Annotated in this window: 15 protein-coding genes and 1 pseudogene; 12 read left to right on the forward strand and 4 right to left on the reverse strand. The window is 60.9% G+C overall.

Features of this window, described 5'->3' with window-relative positions; genetic code table 11:
• Positions 1 to 35 precede the first annotated feature (35 nt).
• On the reverse strand, positions 36 to 1,517 hold the full coding sequence (locus tag ORL50_RS25910; protein ID WP_266019248.1) for a helicase HerA-like domain-containing protein: 1,482 nt from the start codon (positions 1,515 to 1,517) through the stop codon (positions 36 to 38).
• Between the two features lie 172 nt (positions 1,518 to 1,689).
• On the opposite strand from ORL50_RS25910, the pseudogene ORL50_RS29195 reads away from it, so the two are divergent.
• From ORL50_RS29195 to gpgF, 5 genes and pseudogenes are all read left to right on the forward strand, one after another.
• Positions 1,690 to 2,721 (forward strand): annotated as a pseudogene (locus tag ORL50_RS29195) (HAMP domain-containing protein); the annotation flags it as partial.
• Positions 2,722 to 2,814: 93 nt separating this feature from the next.
• Positions 2,815 to 3,579, forward strand: coding sequence for a methyl-accepting chemotaxis protein (locus ORL50_RS29200; RefSeq protein ID WP_416236049.1), 765 nt, complete (start codon positions 2,815 to 2,817; stop codon positions 3,577 to 3,579).
• A gap of 250 nt (positions 3,580 to 3,829) precedes the next feature.
• The gene (gene gpgS / locus ORL50_RS25920) at positions 3,830 to 4,951 is read left to right on the forward strand and encodes an N-acetylglucosaminyl phosphatidylglycerol synthase (protein ID WP_266019208.1); all 1,122 of its coding nucleotides are present in this window, start codon (positions 3,830 to 3,832) and stop codon (positions 4,949 to 4,951) included.
• A complete protein-coding gene (gene gpgD / locus ORL50_RS25925; protein WP_266019209.1) occupies positions 4,944 to 5,720 on the forward strand; it encodes an N-acetylglucosaminyl phosphatidylglycerol deacetylase in 777 nt (258 codons plus the stop codon). Before gpgS ends, gpgD begins: the two co-directional genes overlap by 8 nt.
• Entirely contained in the window at positions 5,717 to 6,703 is a 987-nt protein-coding gene (gpgF, locus tag ORL50_RS25930; protein ID WP_266019210.1) for a glucosaminyl phosphatidylglycerol flippase, read from the forward strand. The genes gpgD and gpgF overlap by 4 nt, the downstream gene beginning before the upstream one ends.
• 805 nt (positions 6,704 to 7,508) lie before the next feature.
• Here gpgF and ORL50_RS25935 read toward each other — a convergent pair.
• Complete coding sequence (locus ORL50_RS25935; protein WP_266019211.1) at positions 7,509 to 7,679, reverse strand: hypothetical protein; 171 nt, start codon at positions 7,677 to 7,679, stop codon at positions 7,509 to 7,511.
• Between the two features lie 86 nt (positions 7,680 to 7,765).
• The gene (gene purU, locus ORL50_RS25940) at positions 7,766 to 8,614 is read right to left on the reverse strand and encodes a formyltetrahydrofolate deformylase (RefSeq protein WP_247291804.1); all 849 of its coding nucleotides are present in this window, start codon (positions 8,612 to 8,614) and stop codon (positions 7,766 to 7,768) included.
• Positions 8,615 to 8,950: 336 nt separating this feature from the next.
• Here purU and mvaT point away from each other — a divergent pair, with 336 nt between their 5' ends.
• Positions 8,951 to 9,328, forward strand: a complete 378-nt coding sequence (mvaT, locus tag ORL50_RS25945) for a histone-like nucleoid-structuring protein MvaT (RefSeq protein WP_008058684.1) — start codon at positions 8,951 to 8,953, stop codon at positions 9,326 to 9,328.
• A gap of 100 nt (positions 9,329 to 9,428) precedes the next feature.
• On the opposite strand, the gene sbcB is transcribed toward mvaT, so the two are convergent.
• Positions 9,429 to 10,859, reverse strand: a complete 1,431-nt coding sequence (sbcB, locus tag ORL50_RS25950; protein ID WP_266019212.1) for an exodeoxyribonuclease I — start codon at positions 10,857 to 10,859, stop codon at positions 9,429 to 9,431.
• 181 nt (positions 10,860 to 11,040) lie between these two features.
• On the opposite strand from sbcB, the gene ORL50_RS25955 reads away from it, so the two are divergent.
• The 6 genes from ORL50_RS25955 to ORL50_RS25980 are packed head-to-tail and all read left to right on the forward strand — an operon-like array spanning position 11,041 to position 17,757.
• On the forward strand, positions 11,041 to 11,766 hold the full coding sequence (locus tag ORL50_RS25955) for an RDD family protein (protein WP_266019213.1): 726 nt from the start codon (positions 11,041 to 11,043) through the stop codon (positions 11,764 to 11,766).
• On the forward strand, positions 11,763 to 12,740 hold the full coding sequence (locus ORL50_RS25960; protein WP_266019214.1) for a stage II sporulation protein M: 978 nt from the start codon (positions 11,763 to 11,765) through the stop codon (positions 12,738 to 12,740). Before ORL50_RS25955 ends, ORL50_RS25960 begins: the two co-directional genes overlap by 4 nt.
• Positions 12,727 to 14,271, forward strand: a complete 1,545-nt coding sequence (locus ORL50_RS25965) for a DUF4129 domain-containing protein (protein ID WP_266019216.1) — start codon at positions 12,727 to 12,729, stop codon at positions 14,269 to 14,271. The genes ORL50_RS25960 and ORL50_RS25965 overlap by 14 nt, the downstream gene beginning before the upstream one ends.
• On the forward strand, positions 14,268 to 15,431 hold the full coding sequence (locus tag ORL50_RS25970) for a DUF4350 domain-containing protein (protein WP_266019217.1): 1,164 nt from the start codon (positions 14,268 to 14,270) through the stop codon (positions 15,429 to 15,431). Before ORL50_RS25965 ends, ORL50_RS25970 begins: the two co-directional genes overlap by 4 nt.
• Positions 15,428 to 16,429: an AAA family ATPase gene (locus ORL50_RS25975; RefSeq protein ID WP_266019218.1), complete on the forward strand. Its 1,002-nt coding sequence runs from the start codon at positions 15,428 to 15,430 to the stop codon at positions 16,427 to 16,429. The genes ORL50_RS25970 and ORL50_RS25975 overlap by 4 nt, the downstream gene beginning before the upstream one ends.
• On the forward strand, positions 16,426 to 17,757 hold the full coding sequence (locus tag ORL50_RS25980) for a DUF58 domain-containing protein (RefSeq protein ID WP_266019219.1): 1,332 nt from the start codon (positions 16,426 to 16,428) through the stop codon (positions 17,755 to 17,757). Before ORL50_RS25975 ends, ORL50_RS25980 begins: the two co-directional genes overlap by 4 nt.
• The last annotated feature ends 15 nt before the right edge of the window (positions 17,758 to 17,772 follow it).

A 17,772-nucleotide genomic window follows, 5' to 3' on the forward strand; every position in this document is an offset into this window, starting at 1 on the left:
ACGTAGGAGCTGCCGAAGGCTGCGATCTTTTGCTTTTAGCGGCGTTTGCTGCCGCCAAGCAGCGAGCCCATCAAGCCGCGCACCAACTGTCGGCCCAATTGATTGGCCGCCTGGCGCATCGCTGATTTCAATGCCTGCCCCGCCGCAGTGCCAAGGAACTCCCCAGCCTTGTCGGTAAAACTCGGTTCCTCAGGTTTGCCCGGCACAGACTCAGGCTCCGGCGCCAATCCCTTGCGCCCCATCAGCACTTCATACGCCGACTCACGATCAATCGGCTTGTCATAACGGCCTTTGAACGGCGACCCGGCGATCAGCAGTGTGCGCTCGGTTTCGGTCAAGGGTCCGATCCGCGACTGCGGCGGTGCCACCAACACCCGCTGGACCATCGCCGGGGTGCCTTTGTCCTGCAAGGTGCCCACCAGCGCCTCGCCGATCCCGAGTTCGGTCAGCACCGACAAGGCGTCAAACGCCGGGTTGGGGCGGAAGCCTTCCGCCACCGCGCGCAGGGATTTCTGTTCCTTGGCGGTAAATGCACGCAGCCCGTGCTGCACGCGCAAGCCCAGCTGGGCCAGGACATCATCCGGCAGGTCGCCAGGCGACTGGGTGACAAAATACACTCCCACGCCTTTCGAACGGATCAGCCGCACCACTTGTTCCAGGCGATCACGCAGGGCCTGGGGGGTGCCGGCGAATAACAGGTGCGCCTCGTCAAAAAACAGCGCCAGCAGCGGTTTGTCCGCATCGCCGCGCTCGGGCAATTGCTCGAACAATTCGGCCAGCAACCACAACAGGAACGTGGCGTAGACCTTCGGCGCTTCGTGAACCAGGCGGCTGGCATCGAGCAGGTGGATGCGCCCGCGCCCCTCGGCGGTGGGTTGCAGAATATCTTCGAGCTGCAGCGCCGGCTCACCGAACAGAGCCTCCGCGCCCTGCTGCTCCAGAGTTGCCAGGCGGCGCAACAACGCCTGGCTGGAACCGGTGGTCATCAGCGCGGCGTCGTCTCCCAGCAACTCCGGGTGGTCGCGCAGGTGATTGAGCAGTGCTTTGAGATCCTTGAGGTCCAGCAGTAACAGCCCCTCCCGATCCGCAACCTTGAACGCGGCGTACAGCGCCGACTGCTGGCTGTCGGTCAGCTCCAGCAGGCTACCCAGCAGCAACGGCCCCATTTCGCTGAGCGTGGTGCGCAACGGATGACCGGACTTTCCATGGATATCCCACAAAGTGACCGGATACGCCTGAGGCTGGTGATTCAGCCAAGGCATGCCGGCGATGCGCTCGGCGATCTTGCCCTGGGGATTCCCGGCCGCCCCGAGCCCGCACAGGTCGCCCTTGATATCGGCGGCAAACACCGCCACCCCGGCGTCACTGAAGGCTTCGGCCAGGCGTTGCAAGGTAACGGTCTTGCCCGTCCCGGTCGCACCGGCGACCAGGCCATGACGATTGGCCAGGCGCATGGCCTGGGCAATGGGGCTGCCGGCGAGATCGGCACCAATAACAAGTTGCGAGGAGTCAGGCATTTCGTCACCCATGGTTAATCTTTGATTCGCGATGGCCGATACAGAGGATTGAAGAGCGTCGGTAATTTCCTACAGAGAAAACGGAGCTATCCGCGTGTGCTCGCCACCACCCATTCGCGTTCTCTTATAAAAGCACGCCCTGGACATTAAGACCTTAGCGGAACCCCAAGCCATGAACAAAAACCTGCGTTTCAGTCATAAAATCCTGCTTGCCGCCGCGCTGATTGTCATTGCCGCCTTTGCTTCGTTTACGCTGTACAACGACTACCTGCAGCGTACCGCCATCCGCGAAGACCTGGACAACTACCTCAACGAGATGGGCGACGTCACCGCCAGCAATATTCAAACCTGGTTGAGCGGGCGCATTCTGCTGATCGACAACCTCGCCCAGAACATCGCCATCAACCCCGAACCGGGCACTGTGGCCAGTCTGCTTGAGCAGAAAGCGCTGACATCGACTTTCATGGCGTCCTACCTTGGCGATGCGACCGGCAGCTTCACCATCCGCCCGGACGCCAAAATGCCTGCTGGCTTCGATCCGCGAGTGCGCCCCTGGTACAAAGGTGCCGAGAGCAGCAGCACCGCCACGCTGACCGAACCCTACATCGATGCCGCCACCGGCCAGACCATCATCTCCATTGCCACTGCTTCGAAAAAAGCCGGCCAGAGCGTCGGCGTAGTGGGCGGCGACCTGAGCCTGCAAACCCTGATCGACACCCTCAGCGCCAGGGATTTCGACGGCATGGGCTACGCATTCCTGGTCAGCTCCGATGGCAAGATCCTGGTACATCCGGACAAAACCCTGGTAATGAAGACCCTCAGCGAAGCGTTTCCCCAAGGAACACCACGCTTGAGCAGTGACTTCAGCGAGGTGCAAGTCGATGGCAAAACCCGCATCGTCAACTTTACCCCGGTCAAAGGGCTGCCTTCGGTCAACTGGTACATCGGCCTGTCGGTCGATAAAGACAAAGCCTTCTCGATGCTCAGCGAGTTCCGCGCCTCGGCGGTCGTTGCGACGTTGATCGCCGTGGCAATCATCATTGCTCTGCTGGGTATGTTGATCCGCCTGCTGATCCAGCCATTGCACGTAATGACCCGCGCCATGGAAGACATCGCCGACGGCGAAGGAGACCTGACCAAGCGCCTGACCATCCAGAATAACGATGAATTCGGCGTGCTCGGCACCGCGTTCAACCGTTTCGTCGAGCGTATCCACGGCTCGATCAGTGAAGTAGCTTCGGCCACCGGCCAGGTCAATGAAGTCGCTTTGCGCGTAGTCGCCGCGTCGAATTCGTCGATGTTCAATTCCGACCAGCAAGCCTCGCGCACCAATAGCGTGGCCGCCGCTATCAATCAACTCGGCGCCGCGGCCCAGGAAATTGCCCGTAACGCCGCACAGGCCTCGAGTCAGGCCAGCGATGCGCGCAGCCTCGCCGAAGACGGGCAGCAAGTGGTGGATCGCAGTATCGCCGCGATGAATCAACTGTCGAGCATGCTCAGCGCCTCCAGCACTAATATCGAGTCGCTGAACAGCAAGACTGTGAACATCGGGCAGATCCTCGAAGTCATCACCAGCATCTCCCAGCAAACCAACCTCCTGGCCTTGAACGCGGCAATCGAGGCGGCACGGGCTGGTGAAGCGGGGCGCGGGTTTGCGGTAGTGGCCGATGAAGTGCGCAACCTCGCGCATCGCACCCAGGAATCGGCACAGCAGGTGCAGACGATGATTGAGGAACTGCAAGTAGGTGCGCGCGAATCGGTAAGCAACATGAGCGACAGCCAGCGCCACAGCCAGGACAGCGTAGACATCGCCAACCTCGCTGGCGAACGCCTGAACAGCGTGACACAGCGCATCGGCGAAATTGACGGGATGAACCAGTCGGTGGCCACGGCGACTGAGGAACAGACGGCGGTGGTGGAGTCGATCAACGTCGACATTACCGAGATCAATACATTGAACCAGGAAGGCGTGGAGAACCTGCAGTCGACGTTGCGGGCGTGTTCTGACCTGGAGCAGCAGGCGGCGCGGTTGAAGCAGTTGGTCGGCAGTTTCAGGATTTAAGCTGCTCTTACGGGCCCGGTCGCGAACAGGCTCACTCCTACAGGGATCGGGGTGTACGGTGGATTGCGGTGCGACGCAAGCGATGGCGATTTCGAGGCCGCCATCGCCGGCAAGCCGGGCTCCTACGGGGATGCGCATTCCAAGTGTAGGAGTGAGCCTGCTCGCGATGACGGTCTGCCCCCCAGGCAAACCCCAACCGAACATCTATCCTTCATAAAGGTCAACCAAGGGAGAACAACGGACCGGAGGGATGCTCATCGTGCATATCGCTGACATAACCATGTTCTACGCCCCTGCCAGCGGTGGCGTGCGCACGTATCTGGATGCCAAACACCGACGCCTGGGCATCAAGCCCGGCATTCGCCACAGCTTGCTGATCCCCGGCGCCTCCCTGGGTGAACAGGATGGCGTGTATACGGTTCCCGCTCCCGCCCTGCCCTTTGGCAAAGGCTATCGTTTTCCCGTTCGCCTCGCTCCTTGGCGAAATGTCCTGCAGGATTTACAGCCCGATCTGATCGAAGTCGGCGACCCTTACCTCACCGCCTGGGCCGCCCTCGACGCGCGGCGCCAACTGGACGTTCCGGTTATAGGTTTCTATCACTCGGATTTGCCACTGCTGTGCAGTAATCGCATGGGTAACTGGGTCACGCCGAATGTCGAAGCCTATGTCAGCAAACTGTATGGCAACTTCGACCGGGTACTCGCGCCCAGCCAGGTCATGGCCGACAAGCTGATTGGCCTGGGGGTGAAAAATGTTTACGTACAGCCGCTGGGCGTCGACCTGCAAACCTTTAACCCTAGCGCTCGTGACCCGGAACTGCGGGCCGAACTGGGCATTGCCAAAGACACTCACCTGCTGATCTTCGCGGGTCGCGGCTCCAAGGAAAAAAACCTGCCCGTATTGCTCGACTGCATGAAGCGCCTGGGCCCGCGCTTTCATCTGCTGCTGGTGGGTTCATCCATGCCGGCCGTCGTGCCGGATAACGTCACGGTGGTGGATGAGTTCTGCCCGGCGCCTCAAGTGGCGCGCCTGCTGGCCAGCGCCGATGCACTGCTGCACGCCGGCGATCAGGAAACCTTCGGCCTGGTGATCCTTGAAGCCATGGCCAGCGGCATCCCGGTGATCGCGGTCGCTGCCGGGGCTTTTCAGGAAATAGTGACCGACCAGTGCGGCCTGCTCTGTTCCCCCAATAGCTCGGCGGCCATGGCCGACGCCGTCCACGAGTTATTCAGTCGCGGCAGCACGGCCTTGGGCAAACAGGCTCGCCGCCATGTCGAACAGCATTACGCCTGGGATACCGTGGTCGACAGCCTGCTGGGGCACTACCACGCCGTGCTGGGCACTCACTGGCCGCTGATCGCCAATGGCTGAATCCATGAGCACGCCCTGCCTGCTGCTGGTGCTGCACGATGTCGCGCCACAGACCTGGCCTGACTATCAGCCCTTTGTCGAAGCCGTCGATGCCTTGGGCGCGGTGCCGATGACCTGGCTGGTGGTGCCGGACTTTCACAAACACAACGATTTACGAGCGCACCCGGATTTTCGCCGGCTGCTCTCCCGACGTTTGGCCCGGGGTGACGAACTGGCGCTGCACGGTTATTTTCATTGCGACGACGGTTCGCCGCCGAGCACTCCACGGGACTGGTTCATGCGCCGTATTTACACTCACGAAGGCGAGTTCTATCAGTTGACCGAGCAGCAGGCGCTATCCCGGCTGCAGGCAGGCGTCGAGATGTTCCAGCGCTACGATTGGCCGCTGGAGGGGTTCGTCGCGCCGGCCTGGCTGATGAGTGCTGGTACTCGGCAGGCCCTGCGCCGGTTGCCGCTGAGTTACACCAGTGATCCACAGCACCTCTATCGGCTGCCGGACTTCAGTGTCGTCGATGCCCCTGGGCTGGTCTGGAGCGCCCGCAGTGCCTGGCGTCGCGGCATGTCAAAGTGGCTCAGCGACCGGCGAGAACTGCGCTGGCAGCAAGCACCGGTGATTCGCCTCGGCCTGCATCCGGTGGACATGCGCCACAGTTTCTCCCGGGAGTATTGGCTGCAAACCCTCAAGCGCCTGCTGGACCAGGGCCGCATGCCGCTGACCAAGGCGGACTGGTTGCGCCTGCCGGGCGCAGCTGCGGGGCGCATTGCATGAGTCGCGTCATTCTGCTGCTGGTCGCACTGCTGGTGGCGGTGCTGATCCCGTCCCTGCTGGGTGGTAACGAAACCTGGTATCGACTGCGACATTTTCCCTTGCACTGGCTGCTCGTCATGTTCGGCATGATTCTGCTGTGCTGGGTCTTGAACACCCTGCGCCTGCGCCTGTTACTGGGCGACCAGTGCCACAAGGTGAATCGGCTGCGCAGCCTGGGGGTGGTGATGGCCGCCGAGTTCGCCTATTGCGCCACGCCCGGAGGCAGCGGCGGGCCGTTGACGATCATGGCCTTGCTCTCGCGCCAGGGCGTTCGCCCGGCCAAGGCCAGCGCGGTGTTTGCGATGGATCAGCTGAGTGACCTGGTGTTCTTCCTCTGCGCATTGAGCGGGATCTTGATTTACGCATTGTTCCAGCACCTGAGCCAGCGCATGGAATGGTTACTGATGGTCAGCGCCATCTCGATGTTCGGCGGCCTCGTCAGTTGCCTGGCGGTGGCGCGTTACCACCGCCTACTGATCCGCCTGAGCGGTCGCCTGCTGGCCCGCCTGAACGTCAAAGCTTCCACGCGCTTGCGTTGGGCGCGCAAACTCCTGCACTTTCTTGCGGCCTTTACCGACACCCTGAAACTGCCCCGCCAGACGCTGCTCAAGGTGTTCGCCTTGACCTGCCTGCATTGGGGTTTGCGATACAGCGTGTTGTACCTGGCCGTACGTGGGCTGGGGGCGGACTTGCAGTGGGCCTGGACGTTTTTGATCCAAATGCTGTCACTCAGCGCCGGGCAATTCAGCCTGTTGCCAGGCGGCGCTGGCGCCGCAGAACTGACCTCGGCCGCCTTGCTGGCACCCATGGTGGGCAAGTCGACGGCGGCGGCGGCCATCCTTATCTGGCGGGCGGTGACGTATTATTTTTATCTGCTGGTGGGCGGGCCGGTGTTCTTTTTGATGCTGGGACGGCCGCTGTTGAGGAAGTTGATTCGGGCGTAGGAGCTGTCGAGAGAAACGAGGCTGCGATCTTTTGATCTTGCTTCTTCGGACATTTCCGTTGCTGCGGTAACGACTTCTATTCCGCTTTTACAGCGGGTCACTTGGAAAAGCCCGGTTTAGCCGCTGCGCAATGCCTGCGTTTGGGCATCGTGGTTAACGGGGCGTCCGCGATCAACAACCGGGCCGAGGCCGCCTGAGAGCCGCCCTGACGGCTAGCTCGGCTGTGTGTCAGCGGCGAATGGCACATCTTCGCTTGCAACCCACTGTGGGAGCAAAGCTTGCTCGCGATGAGGGATTGAAATTCAATAGTGATGGTGATTGGTGCACCGCCTTCGCGAGCAAGCTTTGCTCCCACAGCTGACCTCCCACAAATATCACCTCCCAGAGATTTTCATTTCAAATTCAGGGAGGCGCACGGCCAAACAAGCGCAGCGCGCCGGCTTGATGCCTTGGTCGGCCCGAAGGCCGCCACGGCCCGGTTGTTGATCGCGGACGCCCCGTTAACCACACTGGCCGAACGCAGGTGTTGCGGAGCGGGTAAACCGGCAAGGATGCCAGTTTAGCCGCGCTGGGCCAGGGAAGGCCCATCGCGGCGGGCCCGCGGAGCAATGCCTGCGTTCGGGCACACCGAGCCTTAGCGAGGTGCCAAGTGGTGGGGCAAAAAGCGCTTGGTTACTTGGCGCTGTTCCAAGTGACCCGCTGTAAGAGCGGAACCATTAGAAGCCATTACCGCAGCAACGGATATGTACAGATCAATTCAATCTCCATCGCGAGCAAGCTTTGCTCCCACAGTGAGCTACTCCCCCTAGGGTGACGAATCCCCACCTTCAGGGTGCAACTCCTGCCACAACTCCTGCGCCCCGGGAAACTCCGTGCCATCTTCGGCACTCAAGTCATCCGGATCATAACGACTCAGACACCCCTCCCCCAACGTCGCTGGCGCAGTGGAAGTCGCTTTATCTAGTGGATCAGCCATAACCAAATCCTCACCGCAAAAACAACAAAGGGCCTGCAGCGATTGAACGCTCAGGCCCTTCGAAATTCAACAGGGACGTGCGGCTATCAGAACACCACAGTCTTGTTGCCATGCACCAACACCCGGTCTTCGAGGTGATAACGCAGCCCGCGGGCCAACACCATCTTCTCGACGTCACGACCAAATCGAACCATGTCTTCGATACTGTCGCTATGGCTGACACGCACCACGTCCTGTTCGATGATCGGCCCTGCGTCCAGCTCTTCGGTCACGTAGTGGCAAGTGGCGCCGATCAACTTCACCCCACGCATCGAAGCCTGGTGGTACGGCTTGGCTCCGACAAATGACGGCAGGAAGCTGTGGTGAATGTTGATCACCTTGTGCGCATACTCACTGCATAACTCCGGCGGCAGGATCTGCATGTAACGGGCAAGTACCACGACCTCGGCATCGTGCTGTTTGACCAGGCGAGACACTTCCTTGAATGCCGGTTCCTTATCCTGCGGATTCACCGGAACGTGGTAGTACGGAATGCCATGCCATTCGACCATGCTGCGCAAGTCATCGTGGTTGGAAATCACGCAGGAAATTTCGCAGTCGAGCTCATCACTGTGCCAGCGATGCAGCAGGTCAGCCAGGCAGTGGGATTCACGGCTGGCCATCAATACAACCCGCTTTTTCTGCGCGGTATCGGTAATGCGCCAGTTCATCGAGAACTCTTCGGCAATCGGCGCAAAGGCCTCCCGAAAAGCTTCGATACCGAAAGGCAGCGAGTCGGCACGGATTTCGTGACGCATGAAGAACCAGCCACTGAGGTTGTCCGAGTGATGGCTCGCTTCAGTGATCCAGCCATTATGTGACGCCAGAAAGTTACTGACTTTAGCAACGATACCGACGCGGTCCGGGCAAGCAATCACCAGCCGAAAAGTGCGCATGAGGGGGAAACTCCAGAACTTCGCAAAGGCCGCCATTCTAGCGATTACGCAGCAAAACTGCAGTACTGATGATGGCTGGCCTTGCGCGAGGCCTTGGAAAACAGCTGCGGCGCCAGTCCCGCTGCGCGCGATGGTGCTGTGTCAGCTGATATTCAAGAGGCAATTGTGAAGATTGATGAAGAGCTGTTCAGAGTATTTAACTGGCGACAAAATTTATCGCCTACTCATCGTAAGTGAATTAAATAAACTTCGGTTAAATGTTTACTTGATGAAACACCCTGACTATTATTGGCGCACTGTCACCTGCTATCCAGCGCCCAACATAAGGTAGTCCCCATGTCCTTGATCAACGAATATCGCGCCACCGAAGAAGCTATCAAAGAGCTGCAAGCCCGTTTGAAGAATCTGTCCCAAGACGACAAACTGCAAACCGAGCTGGAATTCGAAGGCAAACTGCGCACCTTGATGGGCGAATATTCCAAGTCCCTGCGCGACATCATTGCGCTGTTGGACCCGGAAGCCAAAACCAAGGCTCCACGCGGTGGCGCAGTAAAAACTACTGGCACCAAGCGCGCTCGCAAAGTTAAACAATACAAAAACCCGCACAACGGTGAAGTCATCGAAACCAAAGGTGGCAACCACAAAACTCTGAAAGAGTGGAAAGCCAAGTGGGGCGGCGACGTGGTTGAAGGCTGGGCGACTCTGCTGGGCTAAGCCGCAGAGCCTGGCGTAGACTGAGTCTGCGCCAAAAAAAACGCCGGCTCGATGCTGGCGTTTTTTTGTGCCCGGTGTTCAAAGCCGGGCATGTTCGTTTTCAAAGGTTCAAACGAACTCGTAATACTTCGACATATTTCTCCCAGTCATCCAACACTGCACGTTGATCTGGCGTGGCAGTAAGCATCAATTGGGCTGCGGCCTCTGCAAAAGAGTCCAGGGTATTGGGCGCGCCCCACTCAGGTGCAGTCAAACGCTGCCGACAGAATATCTGCCAACGTTCCTGTTCTTCAAAACTCAAGGTGTCAGGAAAGTTGCGCGCGCGATATCGAAACAATAATTCAGGCAGGCGTTCATCATCGAACGGCCACTTCTGTTGCGCCAGTTGCGCCGGATCCGCCGCCCGGACTTGTTCGCACAAGCGCCGATCTCGATCGCCGATGAAACCATCGTATAACTGTTGTTCAGGGTCTTCACTCGGAAGAAACCCCTCGCGGGCATAAATCGCCTGAACTTTGTCTTTCCAAACTTGCGCTGCGTCACTTAGCCGCAGCGCGCGCGCCTGATAAAGCGCCATGTCCAGACCCAGGCGTTGCTGATCTTGCCCACGAAGGACCGACAAGGGTGCCACGACCGCGCACTTGTTGATGTGGATAAGCTTCAACGGCACCGGTAACTGGCCTTCGGCCAGATCATCGCTGCGGGTATACAGGCGCTCGCGGAGTGCTTCGGCATCCAGATCGAACAAACATTGAGGGTCCAGATGCAAGTCGCAGACGATCAGGGCGTTCTTGTTTTTCGGGTGCCACGCCAGGGGCAAGACCACGCCGAGATAATTGCGCGCCGCCGAGAAGCGCCCGGAGATGTGCACCAGGGGCTGCAACAGGCGGATCTGATCCAGGACCTTTTGCTTGCCACGCAACTGGAACAACCAGTCATAGAGTTTTGGCTGCTTTTCCCGAATCAGACGGGCCAGAGCGATGGTGGCACGCACGTCCGACAGCGCCTCGTGGGCGTTGCCATGGTCGATGCCGTTGGCGGCCGTCAGGCGTTCGAGCTTGAGTGTCACCCTGCCCTGTTCGTCAGTCGGCCATTCCAGGCCATCAGGACGCAGGGCATAGGCTGCGCGCACGACGTCGATCAGGTCCCAGCGGCTGTTCCCGCCCTGCCACTCACGGGCATAGGGGTCGAAAAAATTCCGATACAGGCTGTAACGGGTCATCTCGTCGTCGAAGCGCAAGGTGTTGTATCCGGCCCCGCAGGTTCCCGGCGCAGCCAGCTGAGCGTGCACCCGGGTCATGAAATCCGCCTCGCTCAAACCTTGCTCGGCCAGGCAACCCGGGGTGATTCCGGTGATCGCGCAGGCGGCAGGATGGGGCAGGATATCTTCACTGGGTTGGCAATAGAGGTTGACCGGTTCATCTATTTCATTCAGCGCGAAGTCGGTGCGGATGCCGGCGACCTGTAGTGGGCGATCGCATCGCGGATTGATGCCGGTGGTTTCATAGTCGTACCAGAAGATGGAAGTCACGGGCTTTTCCTGAACTGTAGATCGGCGAAGTCTAGGCGCTCAGGCAAGGCGGCGGCCAGCCCCGTTGTCATTCTGCCGGCGTCACTTGGATACGGCGTATTACATTGTGATGTCGTTTCACCCCGTGAGGCTGTTAGCATCCAGCCGATAGAATCCCGAACAGGCCACATCAAGGTTGCCCATGCTCGAGACCACAGCACTGCCAAGGAAAGCGCCGCTGTCACCGCCACTGGACACGCGGCACCAGGTCGAGACGCCGGAGGGCATCGATTTGCCACTGCGCCCGGCCGGGCTGATGGTACGGGTGCTGGCCTTCTCCATCGACCTCGGGTTGCGCGGCTTGATCCTCGGCGTGCTGTTCATCGCGCTGTCATTCCTGGGGAAACTTGGGGCCGGGCTAGGCTCGATCCTGTTGTTCATCGTGAGCTGGTGGTACATGGTGCTGTTTGAAGTGCTCAATCAGGGCCGCTCACCAGGCAAGCAATGGATGGGATTGCGCGTAGTACAGGATGATGGCACTCCCGTTGGCTGGTCCGCCTCGCTGTTGCGCAACATCCTGCGGTTCGTCGACATGCTGCCTTTTGGCTACGCGCTGGGTGCAATCAGTTGCCTGCAACATCCGACTTTCAAACGCCTCGGCGACCTCGCCGCCGGCACGCTGGTGATCTACCGCGAACAGCCGCTCAAACGCCCGCTATTGTCTGAAGTCGAACCCCGTCGGGCCGTGATCGCCCTGACCCTCGCCGAGCAACGGGCGATCCTCGGTTTTGCCGAACGCCAGGGTGAACTCTCGGCAGCACGGGCCGACGAGTTGGCCGCCATCGTCGTGCAACCCTTGCAGCTCCACGCACCGACGGCCGTCGCCGAACTCGGTGGAATAGCCCGCGGCTTGATGGGACCGGCATGAAGCAGAGTCTGTTCGAGAACCGCCACCGCGCTGAATGGGAGCGATTGTCGCTGACACTCGACGGCTTGGAGCGGGGCAAAAAAACCTCCGGATCGAACACTTTCCCCGCCGATTATCGTCGCCTGTGCCACCACCTGGCGCTGGCCCGAGAGCGTGGCTACAGCAGTTTTCTTGTGGACTCATTGCAGCAACTGGTCCTGCGCGGGCATCAACAACTGTACCGCCATCGCGGCCAGCTGGGAGCCACGGCCATGGCGTTTATCCTGGCGGATTTTCCTCGACTGGTGCGCCAGCAATGGCACTTCGTCCTGGCGGCAGGCTTGCTGTTTTTCACCAGCCTGATCGGCTTTGCGCTGCTGGTACTGTGGTTTCCGGAGCTGATCTACAACCTGATTCCGGCAGAGCAGGTCAGCCAGATGCAAGGCATGTACGACCCTGAATCCGGTCATCTGGGGCGCACCGCCGAACGGGCCGCCAGCGAGGACTGGGTGATGTTCGGCTACTACATCATGCACAACATTGGCATCGCCTTTCAGACCTTCGCCAGCGGGCTGCTGTTTGGCCTTGGCAGCGCATTTTTCCTGGTGTTCAACGGCTTGATGATCGGCGCGGTGGCCGGTCACCTGACCCATATCGGTTTCGGGCAGACCTTCTGGTCGTTCGTCATCGGGCACGGCGCGTTTGAACTCACAGCCATTGTCCTGGCGGGCGCTGCAGGCCTGCAACTTGGCTGGGCGTTGATCGCGCCAGGACAAATGCGGCGGGCAGAGGCCTTGCGAACGGCGGCGAAAAAAAGCGTCCAGCTGATCTGCGGGGTGATGTTGTTTCTGCTGATCGCCGCATTCATCGAAGCGTACTGGTCATCGATGACCGGGCCTGCGCCAGCCATCAAATACCTGGTGGGCGCCGTGCTCTGGTCTGCGGTCGCCGCGTATCTGCTGTTTGCCGGACGGACTCGCCATGCGCCTGAGTGATGCGACGGTAGTGATTCGACCGCGCCGGACCTGGGAAGCCATGGACCTGGGCGTTTTAATGAGCCAGCGTCATCGCCGCCTGCTAATGACCAGTTGGGCCATCGTGACCCTTCCAGTGTTTGCGCTGCTCAGTGTGCTGCTCTGGGATTCGCCGACCCTCGCCGTGTTCATTTTCTGGTGGTTGAAACCGGCATTTGAACGCCTGCCGTTGTTCATCCTTTCCAAAGCCCTGTTCGGTGAAACCCCAACCTTGAAACAGGCGCTGCGCCAATGGCCGCGACTTTTGAGGCCGCAATTGATTGCCAGCCTGACCTGGCGCCGCCTGAGCCTGAGTCGCAGTTTTCTGATGCCGGTGATGCAACTGGAAGGGCTCGACGGCCCGGCGCGGGAACAGCGCTTGCAGGTGCTGATGCAGCGCGACGCCAATGCAGCGCGTTGGCTGACCCTCATCGGCGTGCACCTGGAAAGCGCCTTGTGGATCGGCCTTACGGTGCTGTTCTACCTGCTGTTGCCGCAACAGGTTGAAATCGACTGGGGCTGGCAAGCGCTGATCTCCGCCAGTCAGCAGGACTGGGGCTGGCTCGAACACCTGAGCAACCTCTTCTATGTACTGGTGCTGATCGTGTGGGAACCGATCTACGTAGCCTGCGGCTTCAGCCTGTATCTGAATCGGCGTACCGTGCTGGAAGCCTGGGACCTCGAACTGGTATTTCGCCGACTGCGCCAGCGCCTGCAAGGCAGCGCGGCCATTCTACTGCTGGCGACGTTTTTGCTGATGCCCAGCACGCAAGGCGTCTGGGCCGCAGAGCCGGCAGTGTCCCCCGATAGCCCGCGACTTCTGGAACAACCCCTGACCAGCCAGGCCTCCCGGGACAGCATCAAGGCCATTCTCGATAACCCACCGTTCAAGAACAAGCAAACCATCACCCGCTATCGCTTCGGCGACGAGCAAGAAGGCCCTGGAAATGCTGACGACTACCCGACTCCCGCCTGGCTCAAGGCACTGCTCAAGCTGCTCGACGCCCAGCGTTTCGGTGCAGTGGCGACGCTGATCGAAGCGCTGCTATGGGGCTCGGTGATCGGGGCGGCGGGCCTGTTGATCTGGCATTACCGCGACTGGCTGCAGGCCTTTGTCAGCCGTCGACCGCTGGCAAATCGAAAACTACCGCGAACACTCCCGCGCCAGGCATTCGGCCTCGACCTTGGCCGCGAAACCTTGCCCGCCGACATCGCCGCCAGTGCCGAGCAGTTATGGCAGACCCAACCCCGTGAAGCCCTCGGCTTGCTCTATCGTGCCCTGCTCAGCCACCTGCTGCACGACTTCGACCTGGCGCTGAAACCGGCTGACACCGAAGGTGAGGTGTTGCAGCGTATCGAGCAATTGAACCAGCCGGCATTGGCGGCATTCAGCAAAAACCTCACCGGACACTGGCAGAACATGGCGTACGGACATCGAGTACCGCCCGCCTCGGTGCAGCAACAACTGTGTGACGGCTGGCGCGCTTTGTTCGGCCCAGGAGTCGCGCATTGAAACGCCGGTACGGCTTGGCCGTCGTCCTCCTTATCGCGGTGCTGCTGGTGAGCCTGGCTATCTACCTCTACCTGAAGGCGACGCCTTATCAGGAGCAGATCGATCACGGTCCCGCGCCCGAGGCCGTGGCCAATCCTTACCTGGCCGCCGAGCAGTTCCTGCGCAAACAGGGCCTGGACGTCGGGCACGCGAATGGTCTCGACATCCTGCCCTCGCTCGATCCGCGCCAGCACAGCCTGTTGCTGTTCGGCGACCGCTACAACATGACGCCCAGGCAGGTCGACCAGGTTCTGAACTGGACGCGCGCCGGTGGCCGCCTGGTGTTCGTGGCCGAGTCGCTGTGGGATGAAAAAACCGGGCAAAGCAACGACCTGTTGCTCGACCGCGTACAGCTGCATCAGTCCCTGAGCAAGGACCTGAAAGATCCGCTGCCGGCTCCCGGCGATGATCCTTACCCCGAGCTCACCAAGCTTTACCTGGAAGATGACGACGGGCCGGCCTATGCCGGTTTCGACACGGCCTTTCATCTCGAAGACCCGCAAAACCTGGCCCAGGCCTGGGCCAACAGCGCCAAGGCAACGCACATGATGCAGCTCAACCACGGGCTCGGTTCGATCGTCGTGGTCACCGACGCCGACCTGTGGAAAAACCCGGCCATCGACCAATACGACAACGCCTGGCTGCTCTGGTACCTCACTGCCGATACGCAGGTGACGTTGCTGTTCAACACCGATCACGACAACCTCCTGACCCTGCTGCTGCGCTATTTCCCCCAGGCACTGGTGGCGTTGCTCGCGCTGATCGGCCTCGGCTGCTGGCGTGCCGGCATACGCCATGGGCCGTTGCAGGAAACGCCGGCACCCGCACGCCGACAACTTCAGGAACACTTGCGCGCGAGCGCCAGTTTCATGCTCCGGCGCAACGGCCAGCACAGCCTGCTGCAGGCCTTGCGCCAGGACATCCTGCGGCGCGTAAGACGCCGTCACCAGGGCTTTGATCAACTCGGCGTCGCCGAACAATGGCTGGTGCTGTCACGCCTGACCGGCCAACCCACACGCGCTATCAGCCAGGCCATGAGCCCGCGACCGAAAGAGCGGCTGAACAGCGCCGACTTCAGCCGCCAGGTGGCCCACCTGCAATCCTTGAGGAATGCCTTATGAGTGAACAGACAGAACCTGGAACGCCGAGCCACGCCGCCCAGCAACGCCAGCGCGCCAGTCAGTTGGCCCAAGCGGTCAGGGCTGAATTGCGCAAAGCCCTGATCGGCCAGGACTCAGTGATCGATGACGTCCTGACGGCCCTGATCGCCGGCGGTCATGTGCTGCTCGAAGGAGTACCGGGCCTGGGCAAGACCTTGCTGGTGCGCGCCCTCGCCCGCTGTTTCGGCGGCGAATTTGCGCGCATCCAGTTCACCCCGGACCTGATGCCCAGTGACGTGACCGGGCACGCGGTATACGACCTGCAGACCGAGCAGTTCAAGTTGCGCAAGGGCCCGCTGTTCACCAACCTGCTGCTGGCGGATGAAATTAACCGTGCTCCGGCGAAAACCCAGGCGGCGCTGCTGGAAGCCATGCAGGAACGCCAAGTCACCCTCGAAGGTCGCGCACTGCCCATCGCGCAGCCGTTCATGGTGCTCGCCACGCAGAATCCGATCGAGCAGGAAGGCACTTATCCTTTGCCGGAAGCAGAACTGGACCGCTTCATGCTCAAGGTGCGCATGGACTATCCCGACGCCGGCCAGGAACTGGACATGGTGCGCCAGGTCACCCGTTCGACCCGCGCCGACATGCTCGACGTGCAGCCGTTGCGCACGGTTTTGCAGGCCAAGGACGTGCTGGCGCTACAGCGCATTGCCAGTGATTTACCGCTGGACGAGCAAGTGCTCGACTACGCCGTACGCCTGGCGCGCACCACTCGCAGCTGGCCAGGGCTGATCCTTGGTGCCGGGCCACGAGCTTCTATCGCACTGGTGCGCTGTGGCCGGGCCCGCGCCTTGTTGCGCGGCGGCGACTTTGTCATCCCGGATGACGTCAAGGGTTGCGCCCTGGCGGTGTTGCGCCATCGGGTGCGCATCGCGCCAGAGCTGGATATCGAAGGCCTGGACGTTGACCAGGTGCTCAAGCAGCTACTCGATCAAGTGCCGGCACCGCGCCTGTGAAACCCTCCCGCCTGCTGCTGATCTGGCTGGCACTGCTGCTGGCGATCGCTATCGTGCTCGGCACTTTACGCGCAACAGGCGTCGCGGTGCCCGCAAGTCTGGCGCCAATCAGCTGGGGATTGCTCCTGGCGCTGCTGATGCTGGCGATACTCGACGCCGTGCGCGCCAAACGCCAACCCTCGCCGCGGATCACTCGGTACATGCCCACCAGCCTGGCATTGGGACGCTGGAGCGAAGTGCGCCTGGAGGTCGAACATGAGTCCACATCATCGCAAACCTTTCAGCTCTACGACCATGCGCCTGCGGGCCTGAGCGTCGAGAGCCTGCCACTGACGGTCGAGCTGCAACCGGGGCATCGCAGCCAGTTCAGTTATCGTCTGCGCCCGCTCAAGCGCGGCCACTTCGGTTTCGTACAGTGCGAAATCAACCTGGCGAGTCCACTGGGTCTGTGGACAGACAAGCGCCTGCTGCCCGTGATTGACAGCACCCGCGTCTACCCCGATTTCGCCCGCCTGTATGGCGGCCAACTGCTCGCAGTCGACAACTGGCTGAGCCAGCTCGGCGTACGCCAGCGGCAACGTCGGGGCCTGGGCCTGGAGTTTCATCAACTGCGCGAATTTCGCGAAGGCGACAGCCTGCGCCAGATCGATTGGAAGGCCACCGCGCGGCAACGCACGCCCATTGCCCGGGAATACCAGGACGAACGCGATCAACAGATCATTTTCATGCTCGACTGCGGTCGGCGCATGCGCAGCCAGGACGGCGAACTGGCCCATTTCGATCATGCGCTCAACGCCTGCCTGCTGCTCAGCTACATCGCCTTGCGCCAAGGTGATGCCGTGGGCTTGTGCACCTTCGCCAGCGATCAGCCGCGGTATCTGGCGCCGGTCAAAGGCAGCGGGCAGCTCAACTTTCTGCTCAATGCGGTTTACGACCTGGACACCAGCCAGCGCCCTGCCGACTACCAGGCAGCTGCCAGCCAGCTGCTGGCTCGGCAGAAGCGCCGCAGCCTGGTAGTACTGGTCACCAATCTGCGGGACGAGGACGACGAAGGACTGCTCAGTGCCGTTCAGCGCTTGAGCAAACAGCACAGGGTGCTGGTGGCGAGCTTGCGCGAAGAGGTCCTCGACCGGGTCCTGCAGACCCCGATCCAGACGCTCGATGAAGCACTTACCTACTGCGGGACGGTGGATTACATGAACTCCCGGGCGCAGCTGCACGAGGGCTTGAGTGCCCATGGCGTTCCGGTGGTGGACGTGCGACCGGGGGATCTGGGGGCGGCGCTGGTGACGCACTATTTAAGCTTGAAGCGTGGTGGCAGCGCCTGACCTGCCTGTCTCCTG

The organism is Pseudomonas sp. RIT-562, from assembly GCF_026241895.1.
Lineage (GTDB): Bacteria > Pseudomonadota > Gammaproteobacteria > Pseudomonadales > Pseudomonadaceae > Aquipseudomonas > Aquipseudomonas mandelii_F.